Source organism: Shewanella basaltis (genome assembly GCF_023283885.1).
GTDB classification, from domain to species: Bacteria; Pseudomonadota; Gammaproteobacteria; order Enterobacterales; family Shewanellaceae; genus Shewanella; species Shewanella basaltis.
The window spans coordinates 108,145-130,196 of record NZ_JAKILA010000006.1; the positions used below are offsets into that span (position 1 = coordinate 108,145).

At 43.8% G+C, this 22,052-nt stretch carries 19 protein-coding genes; 16 read left to right on the forward strand and 3 right to left on the reverse strand.

Annotated features, from left to right (window positions below; all coding sequences use genetic code 11):
- Positions 1-1,407, forward strand: coding sequence for an FAD-dependent oxidoreductase (locus L2703_RS06640; RefSeq protein ID WP_248970333.1), 1,407 nt, complete (start codon positions 1-3; stop codon positions 1,405-1,407).
- 340 nt (positions 1,408-1,747) lie between these two features.
- Here the strand turns inward: L2703_RS06640 and L2703_RS06645 are convergent, their stop codons facing one another.
- Complete coding sequence (locus L2703_RS06645) at positions 1,748-2,413, reverse strand: flagellar brake domain-containing protein (RefSeq protein WP_248970334.1); 666 nt, start codon at positions 2,411-2,413, stop codon at positions 1,748-1,750.
- Positions 2,414-2,622: 209 nt separating this feature from the next.
- Complete coding sequence (locus L2703_RS06650) at positions 2,623-3,036, reverse strand: hypothetical protein (RefSeq protein ID WP_248970335.1); 414 nt, start codon at positions 3,034-3,036, stop codon at positions 2,623-2,625.
- A 232-nt stretch (positions 3,037-3,268) separates the two neighbouring features.
- On the opposite strand from L2703_RS06650, the gene L2703_RS06655 reads away from it, so the two are divergent.
- The 14 genes from L2703_RS06655 to L2703_RS06720 all read left to right on the forward strand — a co-directional run bounded on the left by L2703_RS06655 (position 3,269) and on the right by L2703_RS06720 (position 19,103).
- Complete coding sequence (locus L2703_RS06655) at positions 3,269-5,629, forward strand: TonB-dependent receptor (protein WP_248970336.1); 2,361 nt, start codon at positions 3,269-3,271, stop codon at positions 5,627-5,629.
- Positions 5,630-5,640: 11 nt separating this feature from the next.
- Complete coding sequence (locus L2703_RS06660) at positions 5,641-7,794, forward strand: dihydrolipoyl dehydrogenase family protein (RefSeq protein ID WP_248970337.1); 2,154 nt, start codon at positions 5,641-5,643, stop codon at positions 7,792-7,794.
- A gap of 118 nt (positions 7,795-7,912) precedes the next feature.
- Positions 7,913-8,770, forward strand: coding sequence for a DUF547 domain-containing protein (locus L2703_RS06665; protein WP_428848650.1), 858 nt, complete (start codon positions 7,913-7,915; stop codon positions 8,768-8,770).
- A gap of 94 nt (positions 8,771-8,864) precedes the next feature.
- Positions 8,865-10,049 carry an ABC transporter substrate-binding protein gene (locus L2703_RS06670; RefSeq protein ID WP_248970338.1) on the forward strand — a complete coding sequence of 395 codons (1,185 nt, stop codon included), beginning with the start codon at positions 8,865-8,867 and terminating at the stop codon, positions 10,047-10,049.
- Positions 10,046-11,758: an ABC transporter permease gene (locus L2703_RS06675; RefSeq protein WP_248970339.1), complete on the forward strand. Its 1,713-nt coding sequence runs from the start codon at positions 10,046-10,048 to the stop codon at positions 11,756-11,758. The genes L2703_RS06670 and L2703_RS06675 overlap by 4 nt, the downstream gene beginning before the upstream one ends.
- 52 nt (positions 11,759-11,810) lie before the next feature.
- Positions 11,811-12,506 carry an ATP-binding cassette domain-containing protein gene (locus L2703_RS06680; RefSeq protein ID WP_248970340.1) on the forward strand — a complete coding sequence of 232 codons (696 nt, stop codon included), beginning with the start codon at positions 11,811-11,813 and terminating at the stop codon, positions 12,504-12,506.
- A 13-nt stretch (positions 12,507-12,519) separates the two neighbouring features.
- The gene (locus L2703_RS06685; RefSeq protein ID WP_248970341.1) at positions 12,520-13,206 is read left to right on the forward strand and encodes a CDP-alcohol phosphatidyltransferase family protein; all 687 of its coding nucleotides are present in this window, start codon (positions 12,520-12,522) and stop codon (positions 13,204-13,206) included.
- A complete protein-coding gene (locus tag L2703_RS06690; RefSeq protein ID WP_248970342.1) occupies positions 13,196-14,011 on the forward strand; it encodes a sterol desaturase family protein in 816 nt (271 codons plus the stop codon). Before L2703_RS06685 ends, L2703_RS06690 begins: the two co-directional genes overlap by 11 nt.
- A 229-nt stretch (positions 14,012-14,240) precedes the next feature.
- On the forward strand, positions 14,241-15,326 hold the full coding sequence (locus L2703_RS06695; RefSeq protein ID WP_248970343.1) for a methyl-accepting chemotaxis protein: 1,086 nt from the start codon (positions 14,241-14,243) through the stop codon (positions 15,324-15,326).
- 270 nt (positions 15,327-15,596) lie between these two features.
- Positions 15,597-16,289, forward strand: coding sequence for a 5'-methylthioadenosine/adenosylhomocysteine nucleosidase (locus L2703_RS06700; RefSeq protein ID WP_248970344.1), 693 nt, complete (start codon positions 15,597-15,599; stop codon positions 16,287-16,289).
- A gap of 113 nt (positions 16,290-16,402) precedes the next feature.
- A complete protein-coding gene (locus L2703_RS06705; protein WP_248970345.1) occupies positions 16,403-17,410 on the forward strand; it encodes a cobalamin biosynthesis protein CobD/CbiB in 1,008 nt (335 codons plus the stop codon).
- A gap of 199 nt (positions 17,411-17,609) precedes the next feature.
- Positions 17,610-18,002 carry a DUF2721 domain-containing protein gene (locus L2703_RS06710; protein WP_248970346.1) on the forward strand — a complete coding sequence of 131 codons (393 nt, stop codon included), beginning with the start codon at positions 17,610-17,612 and terminating at the stop codon, positions 18,000-18,002.
- A complete protein-coding gene (locus tag L2703_RS06715; protein ID WP_248970347.1) occupies positions 17,999-18,625 on the forward strand; it encodes a trimeric intracellular cation channel family protein in 627 nt (208 codons plus the stop codon). Before L2703_RS06710 ends, L2703_RS06715 begins: the two co-directional genes overlap by 4 nt.
- A 1-nt stretch (position 18,626) precedes the next feature.
- Positions 18,627-19,103 (forward strand): nuclear transport factor 2 family protein, encoded by a 477-nt coding sequence (locus tag L2703_RS06720; RefSeq protein WP_248970348.1) that lies wholly within the window; start codon positions 18,627-18,629, stop codon positions 19,101-19,103.
- A 66-nt stretch (positions 19,104-19,169) separates the two neighbouring features.
- On the opposite strand, the gene tyrS is transcribed toward L2703_RS06720, so the two are convergent.
- Positions 19,170-20,366, reverse strand: coding sequence for a tyrosine--tRNA ligase (gene tyrS / locus L2703_RS06725; protein ID WP_248970349.1), 1,197 nt, complete (start codon positions 20,364-20,366; stop codon positions 19,170-19,172).
- A gap of 125 nt (positions 20,367-20,491) precedes the next feature.
- On the opposite strand from tyrS, the gene L2703_RS06730 reads away from it, so the two are divergent.
- Positions 20,492-22,036, forward strand: a complete 1,545-nt coding sequence (locus L2703_RS06730; RefSeq protein ID WP_248970350.1) for a peptidoglycan DD-metalloendopeptidase family protein — start codon at positions 20,492-20,494, stop codon at positions 22,034-22,036.
- Positions 22,037-22,052: the final 16 nt, after the last annotated feature.

Below are 22,052 nucleotides of genomic sequence, written 5' to 3' on the forward strand. Positions count from 1 at the left end.
ATGAGCAATGACTTTCAATTTATCGAAGTGGGTCGTGCAGACCCCGTAAAACATGAAGCTAAAAAGCGTGCTACACAATTTATAGAGATTTATCAGCAGTTCACTCAACCTGAAGTTAAAGAACAAGCTGATCGCTGTCTTGACTGTGGTAACCCGTATTGTGAATGGAAGTGCCCATTGCATAACTACATTCCAAACTGGTTAAAATTGGCTGAGCAAGGTCGCATTATGGAAGCGGCAGATTTGGTACACGAAACCAACACCCTGCCAGAAATCTGCGGCCGCGTTTGCCCTCAAGACCGTTTATGTGAAGGTGCCTGTACCCTAAATGATGACTTTGGTGCAGTCACCATTGGTAATGTAGAAAAATACATTACCGACACCGCAATCTCTCAAGGTTGGCGCCCAGACATGACCAAAGTCACACCACGTAAAGAACGTGTGGCTATTGTTGGTGCTGGTCCTGCGGGTTTAGGCTGTGCCGATATTTTAGCCCGTAATGGCGTACAAGCCGTGGTGTATGACAAATACCCGCAAATTGGTGGCTTACTCACCTATGGTATTCCGTCATTTAAGCTTGATAAAGCTGTCATGGCAACGCGCCGTTCAGTGCTTGAAGGTATGGGCATTCAATTTAAAATGGGTGTCACCGTAGGTAAAGACATCAGTTTTCAAAGCCTACTTGATGAATACGATGCCGTGTTCCTTGGCATGGGTACCTATACCGCAATGAAAGCCAAGCTACCTAATGAAGATGCACAAGGGGTTATTCAAGCCCTGCCCTACTTAATTGGTAACACGCATCATTTAATGGGTACACAAGATGAATCTACGCCCTATTTAAGCCTTGAAGGCAAAAACGTAGTGGTACTAGGCGGTGGTGACACGGCCATGGACTGTGTGCGTACAGCCGTGCGTCAGGGCGCTAAAAGCGTTACTTGTGCATATCGTCGTGACGAAGCCAACATGCCTGGTTCACGCCGTGAAGTGCAAAATGCGCGCGAAGAAGGCGTGAATTTCTTATTTAATCGCCAACCTGTGGCCATTAAAGCTGAAAATGGTGTGGTTGTGGGCATTGAGTGTGTGGAAACCCAAATGGGTGAAGCCGATGCCAGCGGTCGTCAACGCGCTGAAGTCATTCCAGGCAGCGAGCAAGTGTTAGAAGCCGATGCGCTAATTATTGCATTTGGTTTCCAAGCAAGCCCAGCAGACTGGTTTAGCGACTTTGGTATTGAAACCAACGAATGGGGCCTAGTTAAAGCAACTAAAGTTGATGACAACCCATTCCAAACCACTAACCCTAAAGTGTTTGCTGGTGGTGATATGGTGCGCGGATCTGACTTGGTCGTCACCGCGATTGCAGAAGGCCGTGATGCCGCGATGGGAATTTTAAACTATTTAGATTAACCGTGTGGCATGCAGCATAGCCTGTCATAAATGACAGGCTAATTAACCTCAACTCTGGATAAGAGATGTATTGATAACGATATAAATCAATAGATTGACTAAAATCCACTGTCAAGCTTGTGATTTGTTTTGCTAACAAGGCGAATTAACGCGTCAATAGCTAGCCTATTGCAAGTTAATTCAACGCAGTGAGGAAGGCAAATGACTGCTTGAAAGGCGTTTGTTATCCAGAGCTGAGGTTAATTAATACACTATTTATGCTGACGAACAAGTTTGCTTGTGAATTTTAGCGCATCATTTGATGCGCATTTTTTTGTCTAAAAATCCCTAAATGCAGCCACTACTTTTTAACAGAGCTCACCAAAAAATGGCCAAACAGGGTGTTTTTCAACTCAGGATGCTCGTCAGAAAATTTAATCCCCAGAGTCATTTCGTCGTCAAGATGCTGAACTTTAACCGCCTTCCCCGTTAATATGCCAGACAGGCTGTCATTAATCGAAATAGCAACATGCACGTCTTCATCTTGCATAATACTCAATGCTTTAGGCGCAAGAGTGACAAAGCACCCTGTAGCAGAAAAGTCGAGCATTTTGGCGCTAATTTTATTGTCGTTATGCATAAGAAACACATTTTGCTCAATATTGACGCGTTGCTGTTCTCTGATTTTTTTCTTGGTGATGGATTTAGGCACACTCAGGCTTAGCATGCGCACAGGTTGATTAACCACAGACAATATCGATGACTTGAATGCAATGATGTCTTTAAAATCACTGTTAGTCATTGCTCTGACCACAATTTCAGCATTGGCAAGCATGTGTTGATAGGCTTCAGAAAAGTCTTTTGTCGGAAATTCAATTAATATGAAGCGATTAATTTGATAACCAATCAAACTTGAACGAGATTGTAATTTTTTACCATTAGCAAAGTGGATCTCAATAAACAGCACCATGCCAATATCAATTAAGCGTAAACCGTCTACTATCTCACTTGTTGGTTTTTTTATCATTCAGCTTTTACCATGTTACCGGCCGCGTTAGACCCTGTTTCATCTCTGTATTGTATCCAAAAGTATCATCCAATACTAAGTTAACACGTAGAGATAAACAAACCCTGCCCATTCACCACTGTAAGCAACTGAAGTTATCCATAGCCATCAAGCCAACCTATGTACGTTAGGTCAGCCAATGCCAGCCTAACGTACATAGCTCAGGGTAATTATTTTACCGTAAACTTAGTATCTTGATCTCTTAATAAGTACAAGGCAAAACATGCTGCCCACATTGGCCATGCTGCAAAAAACAGTAAATTGTTAAACGCATCAAAATATTGGTTAAATGCAGATAAAGTTGACGCGCCGTGCATTAAAAAAATCACGCCATAGGTCAGGCGTTTTTTAATCCCAAGCACAAAGGCAATCACTAATATCAATTGCAAACCGCCCATGATGTATGCCGCAATCTCATTCACACCACCAATACCGTAAAACTTCTCAAATATTTTCATGCTGTGACCGGGATTAACAAATTTATCGAATGTCCACACGAGCATCACTAAAAATACACCCAAGCGTAAAGACAATAACGACCACTGTAACTTGCTTTGAACATCGCTGGTAAGTGTTGTTTGCATCATAATTCCTTAAAAAATATAAATAAAACTCATTCTAATGAGCTTTTAATAGGCTAAACTGATTTAACTGAAAAAGTTAATCAGCCGCCAATTGACCGAGTAAGCTAAGATTATGTTGCAAAACCACTTATGCAATTAAGTTCTAAACAAACAAAAATAGACATAAGATTGTTGTAAGAAAGTCGTTAATCATGAGGTCTTTTAGGCCAAGTTCATCACAGAAGAAAAAATCATGCCTATTTATCATTACCCAAATCGTTCCATGACAGCCGTAGCAGTTGGTTTAGCCTTATTCTCTTCGTTAACGGTTGCCGCAGATGACACTTCAGCCATTGAAGTCATCCAAGTATCAGGCAAAACCGTTAATGATAAAGGCTTGTCGCCTAAAAACAGCACTGTGGATGGACCCTTTGGTGATGGTGTTGCATTAAAGGATATTGCTCGTTCGGTCACTCCGATAACCAGCGAAATGATTGAACAGCTTAATATCACCGACCTATCTGATATTCAAAAAGTCAGTCCCAATAGCTACTCAGCTAGCGGCTTTGGCGCATCAAGCTTACCTACGATTCGTGGCCAGTTAGGCGAGTTATACCAAGACGGAGTGCGCCGTCAGGCAGGTAATAATGGCTTTGGGATCCCAATGTCGTTTAACGCCATAGAGCAAATTGATGTAGTAAAAGGTGCGCCACCTGTCTTGCTAGGTACTAGCCAGCGCAATGGCGGCTTTGTTAATGTACATTCAAAAGTGGCCCCCACTAATGACAAGTTTGCCAACCTCACAGCCTCAGCAGGCAGTTGGGATCATTATCGTGCTCAAATAGATGTCGCCACAGACATTGTAGAAAACCAAAGTGGCGTACGTTTAAGCGCAGAACATATCGACAATGGCAGCTATTATGATTACTCAGGTTTTGAAAGCGACAGCATATTCGTGGCATTTCGCCTATTGCCAGATAATGTCAGTACCTGGGACATCAATATCGAATACTATGATGTCGATTTTACCGACAACGCTGGGATTAACCGCCCAACCCAAGCATTAATTGATGATGGCTTATATGTTACCGGTCAAGGTGTGCAGCCTAATGGCAGCACCATACCAGGCGCTAATGCCATTGTGTCGCCAACCGGATTAGTGAAAATAGATCGCAGCCAAGTGTTAACCGACCCAGACAACATCAACAACGCACAAACGTTTATCGTTCACAGTACTTACGTGCGTGAGTTAAGCGATAAGGCCACCGTTAAAAACATTACCTACTATCAGCATTTAGAGCGTGAAGAAATTGCTCAAAACAGTTTTGTTGAAATCATCGATGGTGCTGACACTGCACAAAACAGAGTTGAATTAGCCTATCAATGGAATGATGCTCAAAGCACCATTGTGGCCGCCGATATCCGTTACAACAAAGTACTAGGTTACAGCCAATTTACCACCGAAGCAGATTTACCCATCGATTTAACCGGCCCCATTGAAAACCGTCGTATTCCGCTCACAGCAGAGCAACAAGCTAGATTAGTTGAACTTCGCCCAGGGGTGTTTGTGTCACCTGGTGCACAATACGACATTGATGGCGACGGCAGTGGCGACTATTCATTGTCTGACACGACAGACTCAACCAGTTGGCAAACTGGTATCGCGATCCAACACAACAGCCAATGGACCGACAAGCTGTCGACCAGCGTAGGTTATCGTGCCGATTTTTATGATGTTAAGGCGCGCGATGCCATAGCCCCTCAAGGGCAAATCGCCGCCAGTGACGCCATTAATGAAATGCTCGAATCAGGACAAATCAGCATTAGCTATCAGCTTAGCGATTTTATCACCACCTATGCCAGCGCCAGTTATAACGAATCGACCTCAAACAGTATGGCAGGCGGCACCACATTAGGCGCCAATAACCAAATTAGCAGCCAAAACTTTGCTACCGAAAACACCTTAACCGAAGTGGGCATTAAATATGCGCCAAGTGATAGTGCCTGGTATGTCGATGCAGCAGTGTTTGATCAAAAACGCAGTCTGCGAAATCGTGATGGCAGCAATACAGGTATCAGAACTAAAGGCTTTGAGGCGCAAGCCTTTTATGATGCCGACCCTTATTGGTTTAGCGCGGGTTACAGTTACTTAGATGCGCGTTATGATAATTCTGCCAGCAGCCAAGATACGGTACAAGTGGCCGATGCCTTTGATAATTCACGCCCAGATATCATTGCAGGTACGGGAATAGGCGCGCCAAACTTTGCCTCATTTGCGCCATCAAATAGCCGTGTACAAGGTTTACCAGAGCAATCGCTCACACTTAATGGCGGATTATCTATTACTGAGAAATGGAAAGCGGGTTTTTCCGGTCTCTATACAAAGAGTTACCCATTAGACTATTTAGCGACCGTGTATATTCGCGATCAATACACGCTTAACCTCAACACTCGCTATGATTTTTCTGAGCAAACAAGTTTAAGACTGGACGTCAATAACGTGACTAACCAAAAGAATTGGCGCCCGGTGTTTGAAGGCGGTTATTTCGGATCAACCTTGGTTTTTCCTGAGCTCCCGGTAAATGCCACACTCACATTACAGCATTCATTTTAAGGCGATAAAACATGTTTAAAAAAATTATTCTATTACTGATTGCTGCAACACTGGTGGGGCTATTTTTCCATTATGATTTAAATCAATTGCTCACGCTTGATGGCCTAAAAGGCTCAATGGCGCAATTTAGCCAACTACGCCAAGAGTCACCGTTATTAGTCATCGGTGGTTTCTTTGCATTATATGTGGCTGTAACGGCATTATCGTTACCCGGCGCGGCTATTCTCACCCTCGCATCAGGTGCGTTATTTGGTATTGTCGAAGGGTTAATTATTGCCTCATTTGCCTCAAGCATTGGGGCAACGCTAGCCTTTTTAGTGTCGCGTTATTTATTACGAGACACGATTAAACAACGTTTTCCAGAGCGCTTAGCGGCAATTGACGCAGGCATTGAAAAAGAAGGCGGCTTTTACTTATTTACCTTGCGTTTAGTGCCTATTTTCCCATTCTTTTTAATCAACTTACTGATGGGCGTGACCGCATTTAAATCGTGGACATTCTATTGGGTAAGCCAGGTCGGTATGTTTTTGGGCACCTTTGTGTACGTTAATGCTGGTACGCAACTTGCGCAAATCGACAGCCTGTCGAACATTTTATCATTTAACCTGATTGTGTCATTTGCCCTATTAGGGTTATTCCCACTTATCGCTAAGGCCATCGTTAACATGATTAAAAAACGTCGTGTATACAGCAAGTGGACTAAACCCGCTAAATTTGACCGCAATATGATTGTGATTGGTGCAGGTGCGGGTGGTCTTGTCACCAGTTATATTGCCGCAGCAGTAAAAGCCAAAGTGACCTTAATTGAGGCCGGAGAAATGGGCGGCGACTGCTTAAATTATGGCTGCGTGCCCAGCAAAGCGATTATTAAAAGTGCCAAAATAGCTGAGCAGATCCGCAATGCCCATCATTACGGCCTAGAAGACAGCACACCTGAGTTTTCGTTTAAAAAAGTCATGGCACGTGTACACCAAGTGGTAGCCGATATTGCCCCACACGACAGTGTTGAGCGTTATACCAATTTAGGGGTTGATGTCGCAAAAGGTTACGGCAAATTAATCGACCCATGGACAGTTGAAATAACCTGCACAGATGGCAGCACTCGCCGCTTAACCGCGCGCAGCATTGTGATTGCCACCGGTGCTCGCCCATTTGTGCCGCCACTACCGGGCATAGAAGAAGTCGGTTATGTTACCAGCGATACCTTATGGGACGAGTTTGCCAAACTCGATGCTGCACCACAAAAATTAGTGGTACTGGGTGGCGGCCCAATCGGCTCAGAATTAGCCCAAAGTTTTGCCCGTTTAGGCTCGCAAGTCACTCAAGTTGAAATGGCTGAGCGCATCATGATTAAAGAAGATCTTGAAGTGTCTGAGTTTGCAACACTGGCATTACGTAATAGTGGCGTTAACGTTTTAACCTCACACCAAGCGCTGCGCTGCGAGCTACGAAACGGTAAAAAATACCTTATCGTTAAGCATCAAGATCAAGAGCACGCCATCGAGTACGACCAACTATTATGCGCCGTCGGTCGCAGCGCACGTCTAAGCGGTTACGGCTTAGAAGAACTCGGCATTGAAACCAATCGCACCATTCAAACCAATGAATATTTAGAAACGCTATACCCTAATATTTATGCGGCAGGTGACATTGTTGGCCCATATCAATTTACGCATGTGGCCGCACATCAGGGCTGGTATGCGGCAGTGAACGCGCTGTTTGGTCATTTAAAAAAATTCAAAGTCGATTACCGGGTTATTCCATGGACCACCTTTATCGATCCAGAAGTGGCGCGCGTGGGTATAAACGAATATGAAGCACAGCAACAAGGAATAGAGTATGAAGTCACACGCTTTGATTTTGCTGAGCTCGACCGTGCCATTACCGACAGTGCCACCGATGGTTTTATTAAAGTGATTACCCCTAAAGGCAAAGATAAAATCTTAGGCGTAACCGTGGTGTCAGAACACGCTGGTGATTTAATTGCTGAGTTTGTATTAGCGATGAAACACGGCCTAGGACTGAATAAGATTTTAGGCACCATACACAGCTACCCCACATGGGCCGAAGGTAACAAGTACGCCGCGGGAGAATGGAAGCGTAACCACGCGCCAGAAACCGTGCTTCGTTGGTTAGAGAAATACCACACATGGCGTCGTGGCTAGTCATTTAAAAGACATAAAATGCTGGCAGTTAACTGCCAGCCATTAAATGATGCACGTGTAAATCAATCGTAAACTGCTCGGCAAGGGATACTGCCGATAGCAGTCAGAGAACCCAAAAATGAATAGCATATTCAAGGCATTTATCAAATGTGTGGTTATTGCGCCCTTACTCAGTAGCACCTTGCTGTCTAGTCAAATCAGTGTGGCTGCCGATACCATGCCAGCGGTCGTTCAAACAGAGCAGGCCTTGCACCAACAATGGCAAGCACTCGTGAGTCAGCACGTAAAGCCGATTAATCATGGCAGCAGTAGCGCGGTAGATTATGCAGCAATGCAGCAGCAACGCACTCAACTGCAAAGCTACCTCAAGCAGCTCAGTAGCATCAGCCAGACGCAATTTGATGCATGGGATAAGGCCTCGCAATTGGCATTTTTAATCAATGCTTACAACGCCTGGACGGTTGAGCTCATCTTAACCAAATATCCTGATATTGAATCAATTAAAGATCTCGGCGGATTGTTTAGCTCCCCCTGGGACAAAAGCGTTATTCCTTTGCTCGGCAAAAACCGCAGTCTCAATGATATTGAACATAAGCTTATCCGTGGTAGTGATCGTTATAACGATCCTAGAATCCACTTTGCGGTAAATTGTGCCAGTATTGGTTGCCCTGCTCTGCTTGAAGAAGCCTACACCGGTACTAAGCTTGAGCAACAGCTTGATGCACAAACCAAACGTTTTTTAGCTGACACTAGCCGTAATTATGCCAAAGGTGACACGGTATATTTGTCTGCCATTTTTAAATGGTATGGTGATGACTTTACCCAAGGCTTTGCAGGGGCGGATTCTGTTGAGACGTTTTTATTGTTGTACCCTAACGCATTACAACTTAATGCAGAGCAGCAAGCTGCGGCAATAAAACAGCAATTAGATATCGATTTTCTTGATTATAACTGGTCGTTAAATGCGGTTCGATAAGCCAATATCTTTCAATAAAATCTATCACATCATGCAGCATATTGTGGCGGCTTTGACATTGAGTGTTAGTGTATATGCTTGCCTTTGGACGAGCGTGGCCTATGCACAAACCAATGAGCTTTCCGCATGGGAAGAGATTGAATCTCGCGGCAGCAATCAAGATGTGTACTTTCATGCCTGGGGCGGCGATCCGCAAATCAATCGCTATATTCAGTGGGTTGCCGAACAAGTTAAGCAGCAATATCAAATCAATTTACACCATGTCAAACTCACCGACACAGGCGAAGCGGTCAGCCGAGTGTTAGCAGAAAAATCAGCCAATAACGATAATAACGGCAAAGTCGATTTAGTGTGGATTAACGGCGAAAACTTTGCCGCCATGGCAAAGCATCAATTATTAACACCGAACTGGGTAGCGCAATTGCCCAACTTTGCCTTAACCGACCCAGACAATAACCCTGCCATGAGCCGCGATTTTGGCGTACCCACTCAAGGCATGGAAGCGCCCTGGGGCAAAGCGGCATTGACGTTTTATTATGACAGCCGAGCGACACTATCTGCGCCGCAAACCTTGCAACAATTAAGTGCATGGGCCAAACAACATCCAGGGCGATTTACCTACCCTAAACCGCCTGATTTTCTGGCCACCAGCTTTTTAAAATACGCCTTAATTGTGTTAAACGACTCACAGCCTGAAGCAATTAAACATTTGCTTTATCAACCTGCAACGACACAAAGCCAGGCGCTGTTGTTACCGGTATTGTGGCAATATTTAGATGAGTTACATCCGTATTTATGGCGCAAAGGGCAGCACTTTATGGCCAGTGGCATGGAGCTTCGCCGCTTAATTGGCGATGGCGAACTTGCCCTAGCGTTTACCTTTTCAGCCGCTGAAATTCCCGCAGCGGTTGCCCGTTTTGAACTACCAAACAGCAGCCGTAGTTATCGTATGCTAGATGGCAGTTTAAGCAATATTCACTTTGTTGCCATTCCTTATAATGCCGCTCATCGGGACAGTGCTAAATTAGTGACTAATTTTTTACTCAGCCCACAGGCGCAAGCACACAAACAACAAGCCAACGTTTGGGGCGACGCCAGTGTACTGGCCATTTCTAAGCTAACGGGTGAGCAGCAAGCTTGGTTTGCTCCGCCTAAACTATCACATCCCAGTGCCACTATTGCTAACCAGGCAATCAGCCCAGCATTAAGCGAACCCGATCCAAGTTGGAGTAAGGTCATTAGCGCGCTTTGGTTAGAGCGCTACGGAGTGATGCCATGAGCACCATAGCCAAGCTGTTCAATCCAATGGTGCGCTTCAGTCCATTTATAATGATGGCCTTGTTACTGTTCCCCGTATTAGGTGGGTTAATTGGCGTTATTCTGCCCGCGCTTGGTTGGATCCCCGCACTGGACCAAACCCAATTTAACCTCAATGGATTTAGCCAATTATGGCAAACACCGGGCATAGGTCATATGGCGTTATTGAGCATCACCACCAGCCTGGTGAGCACTTTATTGGCTTTTATTATCACTATTTTGATCCTAGCCAGTTACTTTACTAGCCCGTGGTTGGGTTATATTCAGCGGCTTTTAGGGCCCATTCTGGTTATCCCCCATGCAGCGGCGGCCATTGCCATTGGATTTCTTATTACCCCGTCTGGCATGGTGTCTCGTTTAGCATCCCCTTGGTTAAGTGGTTGGGATGCGCCGCCCGATTGGCTATACCCACATGATGCCTTGGGGCTGAGTATTATTTTAGGGCTCACCTTAAAAGAACTGCCTTTTTTATTATTAATGGCGCTAGGCGTATTGGCACAGCCCGACCTTGGGCAAACATTACGGGCGCAGCATAAAGTGGCATTAAGCTTAGGTTATTGCCCAATGACAGCATTTTTCAAAGTGGTGTTACCAAGCCTTTACCCCCATTTACGCCTACCGATATTGGCAGTATTGACTTACGCCAGTGCCAGTGTCGAAATCCCGTTAATTTTAGGCCCTAATAACCCACCAACATTAGCCGTGGCCATTATGCAGTGGTTTCATGATGTCGACTTAAGCCTGCGCATTAAAGCCTCGGCTGGGGCGATAGTACAAATACAACTAACGTTATTAGTTTTAGCCTGCTGGTGGTTACTCGAACGCTTAGTGATTAAGTTCGCTAAACCGCTGTTAACTAATGGCGAGCGAGAGTACGGTGGCGTCATCATTCAACAGTTCACCCATGTCATCACAGCGTTGATGCTAGCGGTTATCGGATTGGCATTAGTGGGATTAGTGTTGTGGTCTTTTGCTGGTTTCTGGTATTTTCCTGATGCTTTGCCGCAACAATTTGTGATACTGCATTGGCAAAGTGCCTTACAACAAATGCACACTCCACTGATAGACACACTATTGATTGCCCTGTGCGCCACCGCACTGGCAATCACCTTAACCTTACTTACACTAGAGGCAGAGCAACACAGTGGAAAATCGCTGTCGCTACTGGGCAGTGTATTAATTTACCTGCCGCTGCTGATCCCAAGCATCGCGTTTTTATTTGGCTTAGTGTGGTTACTTGAGCAAATTAACAGCCAGCATACTTTTATCAATGTGGTACTGGCCCATGTGTTGTTTGTATTGCCCTATGTGTTTTTATCGCTGGCCAGTAGCTATCGCCGTTTTGACCCACGCTTTAGTATTGTGGCGGCCAGCCTTGGAGCCAGCAAAGCTAAAATCTTTTTCAGAATAAAACTGCCTATGTTGATTGGGCCAATATTCATTGCTTGTGCACTGGGTTTAGCCATTAGTTTTAGCCAGTACTTACCCACTTTACTTACTGGCGGCGGGCGTATTAATACCATCACCACAGAAGCGGTTTCACTCGCCAATGGCGGCAGCCGCAGGATCAGTGCTGTATATGCATTAATGCAAATGATGCTTCCTGCTTTAGGTTTTTTACTGGCCTGGCTTTTGCCAAAACTAATTAGCACAAACCATTACCAAAAATAATTAACAGAAATGATGACCAACACATTCATTAGCGCCACCAACAAGGACAATAATGCACACTCAAGCCATTAGTGCTAATCACTCAGATACCGCCGCAACATCAGCGCTGACCATTGATGGGCTTATTTTGTGTCGCCAGCAGCAACACTTACTATCATTAAGTGCGACTATTCGTGGCGGTGAAATCTTAACCATTATGGGGCCGTCTGGCAGCGGAAAGTCAACGTTATTAAATTGGGTAACGGGAATGTTACCAGTAGGCTTTAGTGCACAAGGTCAATTGCATTTAAACGGCCACAATATCACCACAATGGCCAGTCATTTACGCCACATAGGTTTACTTTACCAAGACCCACTATTATTTCCGCACTTATCTGTTGCAGGCAACATCGCCTTTGCCATGCCACCAAGCCCTAAAGCCCAGCGACAGGCCGCAATTAGTGATGCCTTGGTTCAAGTGGGGCTTGGCGGATTAGAACAGCGTAGCCCACAGAGCTTATCTGGTGGTCAGCAAGCCAGGGTAGCATTGCTACGGGTGTTACTGAGCCAACCTAAAGCCATATTATTAGATGAGCCTTTTAGTAAGCTTGACAGCCAATTACGCCACGAGACCAGGCAACTGGTTTTTGATCAAATACGTGAGCATCAGCTACCTGCCATTATGGTTACTCACGACCAAACTGATGCCGATGCCGCGCAGGGGAAAATCATCTCACTTGCGCAATTTAATAAACCAGTTATAGATTGATTGGAATAATCATATGTTAGATAGATTTATCACCCCAGTAATAAAACCACTGTTAACCCCCGCTGTGCTGCTATTAGACAAAAAGCATGTCCATCCAGATAAGCTCACATTGGTGGGTTTTTGTGTCGGCATGCTCGCAGTGCCATTACTGGCATTAGAGCTTTGGTATGGCGCGCTGGTTTTTATTGTACTGAATCGGATTATCGATGGCCTTGACGGTGCCCTTGCTCGCCATCAAAAACACACTAGCGACGCGGGTGGCTATTTAGACATTTGCCTCGACTTCCTGTTTTATGCTGCCATTGTGCTCGGGTTCGCCTTAGCCAACCCAGCTGACAATGCCCTAGCCGCTGCGGTGCTGCTAACCGTGTTTATCGGCACAGGCTCAAGCTTTCTTGCTTTTGCCATACCCGCGCAAAAGTTAAATTTGCCTCGACCACAGTTTGCCAATAAGAGTTTTTACTTTTTAAACGGCTTAACAGAAGGCACTGAGACCATCGCCTTTTTTGTGGCCTTTTGTTTATGGCCGGCTTATTTCCCAGAACTTGCCTATAGCTTTGCATTTTTAGGGGCAATTACCATCTTTACCCGGGTACATGGCGGCTATCACACCTTAAAAAGTCAAAACGTCAATAATGTAAATAGTAAAAAAGCAGCTACACACAAGGTTGATCTTCAGGAGCCACAAAATGATCGATGACATAGCAGCTATCCGATTAGGGATATTTTTGACCATTTTGGCGTTGATGATCAGCCTAGAATCGCTGTTTCCGGCAAGACAATTAGCCAAAAACCCTCAGACTGCGAGCATGCTGACTCGCTGGATAGGTAATTTTGGTTTATTAATTATTGCCTCGATTATGGCTCGATTACTTTTACCATTAGGCCTTACAGGTTTTGCTGTGTACACCAGTCAAATGCAATGGGGATTTTTACATACCCTAGAACTGCCACTTTGGCTTACTATCGGCGTCAGTGTATTACTACTAGATATGCTAATTTACTGGCAGCATAGGTTGTTTCATCGTATTCCCTTACTGTGGCGCTTACATAAAGTGCACCACGCCGACCGTCATGTCGACAGCAGTACCGCTTTGCGATTTCATCCCATTGAAATCATTGCCAGCATAGGGATTAAAGCCTTAGCCATAATAGTGATTGGTATTCCCGCTGAAGCAGTTATATTGTTTGAAATATTACTTAATGGTTTTGCTATCTTTAACCATGCCAACATTCGTTTGCCTCAACCTATCGAAAAGGCAGCGCGCTATGTGTTAGTGACCCAGGCCCTGCACCGTATTCATCACAGCCAGATTATGGCCGAAAGTAATACTAACTTTGGTTTTAGTGTTATTTGGTGGGATCGATTATTTGGTACTTACACTGCCGTTGCAAGTAAGCCCGATGACAGCATTGATATTGGATTGACCGATTACCCTAATGTCAAACAAAATGCCTGGTTAACAGGGTTGCTGTGGATGCCGTTTAAGCATAAAAAGCCTTAACCTCCCCCCCAACACTCACATGGCGAGATTGAAACAGTTGCCCCCCCAATACTGTAATATTAAGTATTTTATTTTCATCTCTTACCTCAATTTAAGGTAAAGAGATGAATTTGTTTTAAAGTAATAATTATTTTATTACGTTATGTGAAATGCCGCAGACGAACATCTTGATTATTCGACTAAACCTAATCACTATATAACTAATGTAGTGATTACAAATAGAGATGTTATGATTGGTTTTACTCAAAGTTTGAAAAAAGAAATTGCTGATTTAAAAAAACAGTTGGTCCTGACACAACAGCAACATACTGACGAATCAAATCAATTACAACAGATTATTGCTGAGCTAAAGCTGCAAATAAGTCTTGCTAACAACCAATCTGGTTATGATGCTGCGCGCGCTAACTTACAGCTACAAGGTGCCACGATGCTCAATGACATTCGTGATACTACACTGGCTAACTCAATTAAATTAGACGACGAGAAAAAGATGTTGTCTGAAGTCGATAAACTGTTCACTCAAACTCGTACTGCCATCGGTAACTTAAAAGACAGAGCGGGACACCTCAATGACCATGCAGAAAAAAGCATGGCAACTGCAGCAGAATTAAGCCGTTCGGCAAATGGCATTAGCAACTTAGTGTCGTCAATTCAACAGATTTCTGAACAAACTAACCTGCTGGCACTCAATGCCGCCATTGAAGCAGCAAGAGCTGGAGACGCAGGACGCGGCTTTGCCGTAGTCGCAAGCGAAGTAAGGCAATTAGCCAGCAACGCCCATGATGCCAGTGCCAATATTGAAAAGTTAGTCGCTACCGTTATTGAGCAAACCGAACAAATTAAACAAGTCGTCATCACCAACCAAACATGCTCAAGTGATATTGCCGCCTCTTCTGAACAAATTGATCAAGTCGTTACCCAAGTACTGCAAAACTCTGGCGTAATGAAGCGTGTTATTGGTGAAGCGTCAATGACCGCATTTTTAACGACGGTAAAACTAGACCATAGCGTATGGAAGAGCAACGTATACAGTATTTTGGCCAACAAAGATGTCACGGCAAACGTCAATAGCCATACTGAATGTCGATTAGGCAAATGGTATTACCAAGGTGAAGGACAGCAATTTGCCAGTTTATCCAGTTTCAAAGCAATCGAACAGCCACATAAAAGCGTCCACAGCGCCGGTAAAGCCGCTGTTGCCGCCATGCAATCGGGTGATGAGTCAGCTATTTTAACTCATCTTGATACCATGGAAGATGCCAGTATCCGTGTGGTAAAAGCTATTGACAGTTTACTGTCGCAAAGCCAACAGTAGTAAGCACTGTTGATCTTTGTAAGTTAAATGCTGTTTGAGTTAAAAACGTTTTACACTTTATTCTTAAAGCTTTATTCAACAAAGAGTAAAACGTTTTCTCCCCCTACCGACTGTATTTATTGGCCATACAATATCCATAAGCAAGGCACCTTAGCGCTAACGATTACATTGCTTTTACACCTGACTTAAATTAGCCTAGTTTTCACAAAATTGCCCGCCCATGCTATATTAGCGCCTATTCAAATTTGTTTAATCAGTTAAGGTTCATCCATGAAAATCGGTATCATTGGCGCTATGGAGCCAGAAGTTGTTCATTTAGTGCAAGCAATCGTTAATCCTGTTCACACCACCGTTGCTGGCATCGAATTTATTAGTGGCAACATTGCCGATAAGGACATTGTGGTTACACGTTCAGGTATTGGTAAGGTCGCGGCCAGTATTGCAACCACGTTACTGATTGAAAAATTTGCGGTCACTCATGTGATTAATACCGGTTCAGCTGGCGGCTTTGTCGATGAGCTCGCCATTGGCGATATCGTTATTTCATCTGAAGTACGTCACCACGATGTTGATGTGACCGCGTTTGGTTATGAAATTGGCCAAATGGCACAACAACCCGCCGCATTTTTACCCGACAACACATTGGTCAATGCGGCTAAAAAAGCCGTTGCAACGTTAGGTGAAGTAAAAGCCATCGAAGGCTTAATTTGTACTGGTGACAGCTTTATTTGCGATCCTGTGCGTACCAAGGTAATGCGCGAAAACTTTCCAACCATGGCAGCATGCGAAATGGAAGGGGCTGCCATTGCCCAGGTTTGTCATCAGTTTAACGTGCCATTTGTGGTCATTCGTTCTTTATCTGACAATGCCAATAATGATTCACCGGTTGATTTTGACTCGTATATCATTAAGGCGGGTTTGCATTCTGCTATGATGGTGATAGCGCTGTTACAACAGTTATAATTGTTTCACATGGGTTCAGTGTCGAAATAAAGCGCCGCTGAACCCATGGCTTTAGCATTAAAAAACAACAGCGCCTTGTCCGCTTGCTCTTGTAGCCCAAATATCGAGCCGTTATGATTAATCAAGTATTCAATCCGCAACTATTGAGCCAAGACGGTGGACTGTTACAAAGCTGCTGTATTTTATTTGGCGCATTAGTATTAGCTCGATTTGCCCCGATTTCTAGAGATTTACAACCCCTGCTTTGGTTTAATCGTATAGCCGTTTTGATTGCGACCAAGGTCAATCACCCTGAACGCGCGGTAAGCCAACAACTTACTGCTGGTATTCTTGCAACCCTCCTTCTTGTCGTTCCTTGCGCAATAATAGTGAGTTTTTTACTGGATTTGGCAGCCTATCCTTGGTTTTTTGAACTGATTATTTTGTATTTTTGTTTATGTGACTCCGCATTTAAGCCTGTCGCCGAAAAAGTCGTTAGCGCAATTAAGTCTGGAAACAAGCAAGATGCTAAGCAATTGCTCTCGCCATGGGTAAGTCAAAACACGCAAGTACTCTCTGAAGTCGGCTTAAGTAAAACCACCATTGAGAAGCTCTTTACCACACCCATTTATGGCACATTGGCCACGGTATTATTTTTTGCTTTAGGCGGGGCGATAATGGCATTGGTAGTGAGAATGCTAAGGCAACTTGAGCATAGTTGGCCACCGTATCACCCCCACTTTCATGTGTTTGCCAGCTTTGTTGGCCAATTTAATCGGGTCATCTTTTTTGTTCCAACCTTACTATGGCATTGCTCGCTAGCGATTCAATTTGGGCAACTGGGCCTAACCTCTATTGTATCGTCTATGCAGCCACCGCCAGGCGATAAACAACATTTGAATAACCATTATGGCAGTTATAATTTGGCTGCAAAACTCCTTAAAATCGAACTTGGCGGCCCGCAGCAGTTTATCAATAATGGCCATACTATTCGTGTTGACCTACCCAAAGTCAAAGCGGGGCCATTACCAGACTATCGCCATATCAAGCAAGCAATCACAGTGACACAAACAGCCAATCTATTTTGGATTAGCTTAACCTTATTGCTGCCATTAATTTGGACTGGATTAAGATTTATTTAAAAGGTGCAAATCCTGTTTTAAACACGCTATTATTTAGCGATAATATGCCTACATTTGCTGTTGCAGACAGATTAAGTCGAAACGTCATAATCGATCGTTAACATCAACATCTGGCAAAGGCTTACACATATACCACTGTATATCCTCCATTGTCTTAGACTGTTGATTATTACCTGCTTGACACCTGCTTAGGAACACCATGTTACTCAACAATTTACATGTATCATTAACCACTCCGGCTTTGCTTTTTCCGGCTATTTCGTTGTTATTATTGGCCTATACCAACCGGTTTTTCTCACTGGCGGCATTAATCCGTCAATTGAGTAGCGATAAAAAACCTGTGCAAGATGAACAAATTAAAAACTTACGCCAGCGGATTATTATTATCCGCAAAATGCAAGAAGCTGGTGTCAGCAGTTTTGCCTTGTGCGTACTTTGCATGATATTAATTTACACCGGATTTAACCAAACCGGCTCAATAGTCTTTGGCTTAAGTTTATTGCTGTTACTTTACTCATTGATTTTATCGGTGATTGAAATACGCATCTCAGTTGATGCACTCAATATTCACCTTAAAGAGTTAAGTAAATGAGCCAGTGGATTTATATTTTCGACTTGTGTGGTACCGCTGTATTTGCACTTTCAGGTGCGCTCGCGGCTGGTAAACATCGCATGGACCCCTTTGGGGTAATTGTACTGGCCTCTGTCACTGCCATTGGTGGCGGTAGCATTCGTGATGCATTAATTGGTGCCACACCGGTATTTTGGATCCGCGACCCAAATTACATCATCGTGATTTTAGCAACGGTGTTAGCCTGTTTGGTCTTGGTGCGTAAACCACATAAATTACCAACACTTACCTTGCCCGTTGCCGATGCATTAGGTTTGGCATTATTTACGGTGATCGGCGCAGAGAAAGCCTTGTTAATGGGGCTATCTGGCATGGTTGCAGTAGTGATGGGATTAATCACTGGTGTCGGCGGTGGCATTATTCGTGACTTATTATGCCGCCAAATACCTATGGTGTTACGTACCGAAATTTATGCAACGGCTTCCATCGTGGGTGGGATATGTTATACCTTAAGTTTGGCGGTTGGCATGGACAGTATGACATCGATGTTTATCGCAATGATTAGCACCTTAATCATCCGTTTAAGCGCTATCCGCTGGCATTTATCTTTACCGGCTTTCGATCTAAAAACAAAGAGAATATAACGTGCGAATAATATTGCTATTGTGTTGTTTAATATGCAGTTTTTCAATCAGCGCCAATATTGGTGATATGCCGAAAGAGCAGCAGCTTGCCATGAAATACATGGAGGCATTGACCGATCATGACTACCCAACATTGCGCCGTTTTTACTCTCGAGAAACCATCTTTTTCGACAAAACAGCCAACACCACCTACACTGGCAGCCGACAAATTATTGGTTTTTTACAACGTGCCCATGAAGGTGTACTCGAATACCGTTTAAATATAGAACACATGTTTAATACTGGTTCACTGGTGGTGATTATAGGCAGTTATCGTTTACGGGGCCCAGGAGATCAATTCGGCAAACCAGGCAAAATAATTGACCTAGCTGTACCTGGGGTTACGACGTTAAAGTTTGATAATAATACCGAACGGCTCATTGAGCAGATGGACTTAATGGATTATCAAACCATGTCAGACCAACTTGAGTCGCAGTAACACCTGAATTACAGACATAAAAAAACGGCTTAAGTTTAAGCCGTTTTTTTATTTGTGTTATTGGTATTATTTCAAAATCACTTTGGCAAATTTACGTTTACCTACTTGAAAAATCGCTTCAAGGCCAGCGTGAAAACTTTGACGGCTATCTTCTACTTTTTCACCGTCCATCTTCACCGCGCCTTGCTTAATCATACGCATACCGTCAGATGTAGACCCAACTAGACCTGCATCTTTTAGTAAGTTAGCAATTGCTAAGCCATCACCGGCCTCTAAGACGACTTCTTCGATGTCATCAGGAAGCGCACCTTTTTGAAAGCGATCAATAAACGCCTGATGTGCAGCTTGGGCTTGGGCTTCATCATGAAAACGCGCGATGATTTCTTTTGCTAATAAAATCTTAATATCGCGTGGGTTAGTACCGTTTTCAACGTCTAACTTAAACTGCGCAAGCTCTTCCAGTGGGCGAAAAGATAATAGCTCAAGGTAGCGCCACATTAAATCATCTGAAATCGACATGATTTTGCCAAACATTTCATTAGCAGGCTCACTCACACCAATGTAGTTATGCGCCGACTTAGACATTTTTTTAACACCGTCCAAGCCTTCAAGCAGTGGCATCATAATCACGGCTTGTGGCTTTTGCCCTTCCGCTTTTTGCAGCTCACGTCCCATTAACAGGTTGAATTTTTGATCTGTACCACCTAGTTCAACGTCTGCTTCTAAGGCGACTGAGTCGTAACCTTGCAATAATGGGTACATAAATTCGTGGATAGCAATCGCCTGGCCTGATGAATAACGCTTTTTAAAATCGTCACGTTCCATCATACGAGCAACGGTTTGTTGTGAGGCTAAACGGATCATCCCAGCAGCACCTAATGGCTCTAACCAACTTGAGTTAAATTCAATTCGGGTTTTAGCTGGGTCTAAAATTTTATAAACCTGTTCTTTATAGGTTTCTGCGTTAGCAAGTACTTGCTCGCGAGTCAGCGGAGGACGAGTACTGTTTTTACCGCTAGGATCACCGACCATGCCAGTAAAGTCACCAATCAAGAAAATCACTTCGTGACCGAGCTCTTGAAAGGTACGCATTTTGTTTAAAATCACCGTGTGACCTAAGTGAATATCTGGAGCGGTAGGATCTGCACCTAGCTTGATGCGTAATGGACGCCCTTCTTTCAGTTTCTCAAGCAAATCCGCTTCAAGTAATATCTCATCGGTACCGCGCTTAATTTCTGCCAATACTTGATCTAAATTCGCCATCTCTACTGCAACTCCTAGGGCTTGCACAAAAAATAAAGAGGTCTATGTTACTTGTTAGCCACGGCAAATGAAAGAGTGTACACTTAGCAGATAACAACACTAGAGAGAAATTGGTACCTGAGTCAATGGCAAAGCTTCTAACTTTATTCACATTGTTGCCAAAAGCACATCAAATCACATTATCTTTATTGGTGATGTTGACCACTATTATTCTGATGTTTCCATCGGAAGACGCACAAGCCTCAAAACAAACCCAATTGGTCAATCCATCCACCGACACAAATTCGACTGAGACTAACAGCCAATACTCTGTTCCATTAGCATTTAGAACACCTACAGCACCCACCATTGCTAAAGACGATAACACTGAAGAGATTGCCGACAATATTTTTGATAACAGTTCATTATCACCACAAAAAAGAAACGTGTCAGATGACGCGGTTTCAGAAACGGCCGATGATCAAGCTTTTGCTCAACATATCGCGATGCTACAAACACGCCCAGAAGGTATGGATGGTGTGATTAAAGAGCTTGATAATCAACTTATCAAACAAAAAGAAAAATTAGCGCAGCAAGCGAGCAGTGATGATTACACCGTAGAATATTATGAAGTTGCCAAAGGCGACACCTTAGGTGGATTATTTAGCCGAGCAGGTTTAAGCGCAAAAGATGTTTACGACATCACCCAATTACCACTGGCTAAGAAAAACTTGCTCACCATTATGCCCGGCGAAGAAATTGCCATAAGCAAAAATGAGTTAGGTGAATTAAAAGAACTCAGCTATCGCATGGATAAAGTTTCAACCCTAGTGATTAGCCACAGTGACGATAAATATAAAGAAGTCGTTAACACCAAAAAAGTACAAAGCCGTACTTCGTTTATTACTGCAACCATTAAAAGTAATTTTTGGAATGCGGCAGCTGACGCGGGCTTATCTGGTAATCATATTATGGAACTGGCCAATATTTTTGGTTGGGACGTTGATTTTGCTTTAGATATTCGTAAAGGCGATCATTTTTCATTATTGTTTGATCAAGAATATGCTGACGGCCAATTTTTGCGTAACGGCAACATTTTAGCAGCCGAGTTTGTAAACCAGGGCGAGCGCTATACCGCAGTGCGTTACACCGACGGAGAATACTATTCTGAAAATGGCAACAGCATGCGTAAAGCGTTTTTACGCTCGCCAGTTGATTTTAAATATGTCAGTTCTAACTTTAACCCGCGCCGCCTTCACCCTGTTACAGGGCAAATCAAAGCCCACCGAGGTGTTGATTATGTGGCCGCTATTGGCACGCCCATAAAAGCTGCGGGCAAAGGTAAAGTCATCGAGTCGGGCTATAATCAGTTCAACGGTAACTATGTATTTATTAAACATAATGAAACTTACACCACAAAATACTTACACTTAACTAAACGCAAAGTAAATCGTGGCGATACCGTTAAGCAAGGTCAAGTCATTGGTACCTTAGGTAAAACGGGGCGAGTGACTGGCGCTCATTTACACTACGAATTTATTGTTAATGGCGTACACCGTAACCCTCGCACGGTAGATTTACCTAAATCGATGCCAATTAATCGCAGTGAAAAAGGCAAGTTTACGTCTTTAAGTAAGCAATTAATGGCGCAACTAAAATCGAATCAACAGCAGCAGTTAGCAAGTAATTAAATTGCTCGCGACTTCA

What these genes read in the sequence shown, in the direction of transcription:
- L2703_RS06650 (WP_248970335.1), bottom strand. Translation starts at nt 3,036, where the DNA reads ATGCAAACAACACTTACCAGCGATGTTCAAAGCAAGTTACAGTGGTCG.
- L2703_RS06690 (WP_248970342.1), top strand. Translation starts at nt 13,196, where the DNA reads ATGATCGATGACATAGCAGCTATCCGATTAGGGATATTTTTGACCATT.
- L2703_RS06645 (WP_248970334.1), bottom strand. Translation starts at nt 2,413, where the DNA reads ATGATAAAAAAACCAACAAGTGAGATAGTAGACGGTTTACGCTTAATT.
- L2703_RS06655 (WP_248970336.1), top strand. Translation starts at nt 3,269, where the DNA reads ATGCCTATTTATCATTACCCAAATCGTTCCATGACAGCCGTAGCAGTT.
- L2703_RS06695 (WP_248970343.1), top strand. Translation starts at nt 14,241, where the DNA reads ATGATTGGTTTTACTCAAAGTTTGAAAAAAGAAATTGCTGATTTAAAA.
- L2703_RS06705 (WP_248970345.1), top strand. Translation starts at nt 16,403, where the DNA reads ATGATTAATCAAGTATTCAATCCGCAACTATTGAGCCAAGACGGTGGA.
- L2703_RS06710 (WP_248970346.1), top strand. Translation starts at nt 17,610, where the DNA reads ATGTTACTCAACAATTTACATGTATCATTAACCACTCCGGCTTTGCTT.
- L2703_RS06715 (WP_248970347.1), top strand. Translation starts at nt 17,999, where the DNA reads ATGAGCCAGTGGATTTATATTTTCGACTTGTGTGGTACCGCTGTATTT.
- tyrS (WP_248970349.1), bottom strand. Translation starts at nt 20,366, where the DNA reads ATGGCGAATTTAGATCAAGTATTGGCAGAAATTAAGCGCGGTACCGAT.
- L2703_RS06680 (WP_248970340.1), top strand. Translation starts at nt 11,811, where the DNA reads ATGCACACTCAAGCCATTAGTGCTAATCACTCAGATACCGCCGCAACA.
- L2703_RS06730 (WP_248970350.1), top strand. Translation starts at nt 20,492, where the DNA reads ATGGCAAAGCTTCTAACTTTATTCACATTGTTGCCAAAAGCACATCAA.
- L2703_RS06700 (WP_248970344.1), top strand. Translation starts at nt 15,597, where the DNA reads ATGAAAATCGGTATCATTGGCGCTATGGAGCCAGAAGTTGTTCATTTA.
- L2703_RS06660 (WP_248970337.1), top strand. Translation starts at nt 5,641, where the DNA reads ATGTTTAAAAAAATTATTCTATTACTGATTGCTGCAACACTGGTGGGG.
- L2703_RS06675 (WP_248970339.1), top strand. Translation starts at nt 10,046, where the DNA reads ATGAGCACCATAGCCAAGCTGTTCAATCCAATGGTGCGCTTCAGTCCA.
- L2703_RS06665 (WP_428848650.1), top strand. Translation starts at nt 7,913, where the DNA reads ATGAATAGCATATTCAAGGCATTTATCAAATGTGTGGTTATTGCGCCC.
- L2703_RS06640 (WP_248970333.1), top strand. Translation starts at nt 1, where the DNA reads ATGAGCAATGACTTTCAATTTATCGAAGTGGGTCGTGCAGACCCCGTA.
- L2703_RS06685 (WP_248970341.1), top strand. Translation starts at nt 12,520, where the DNA reads ATGTTAGATAGATTTATCACCCCAGTAATAAAACCACTGTTAACCCCC.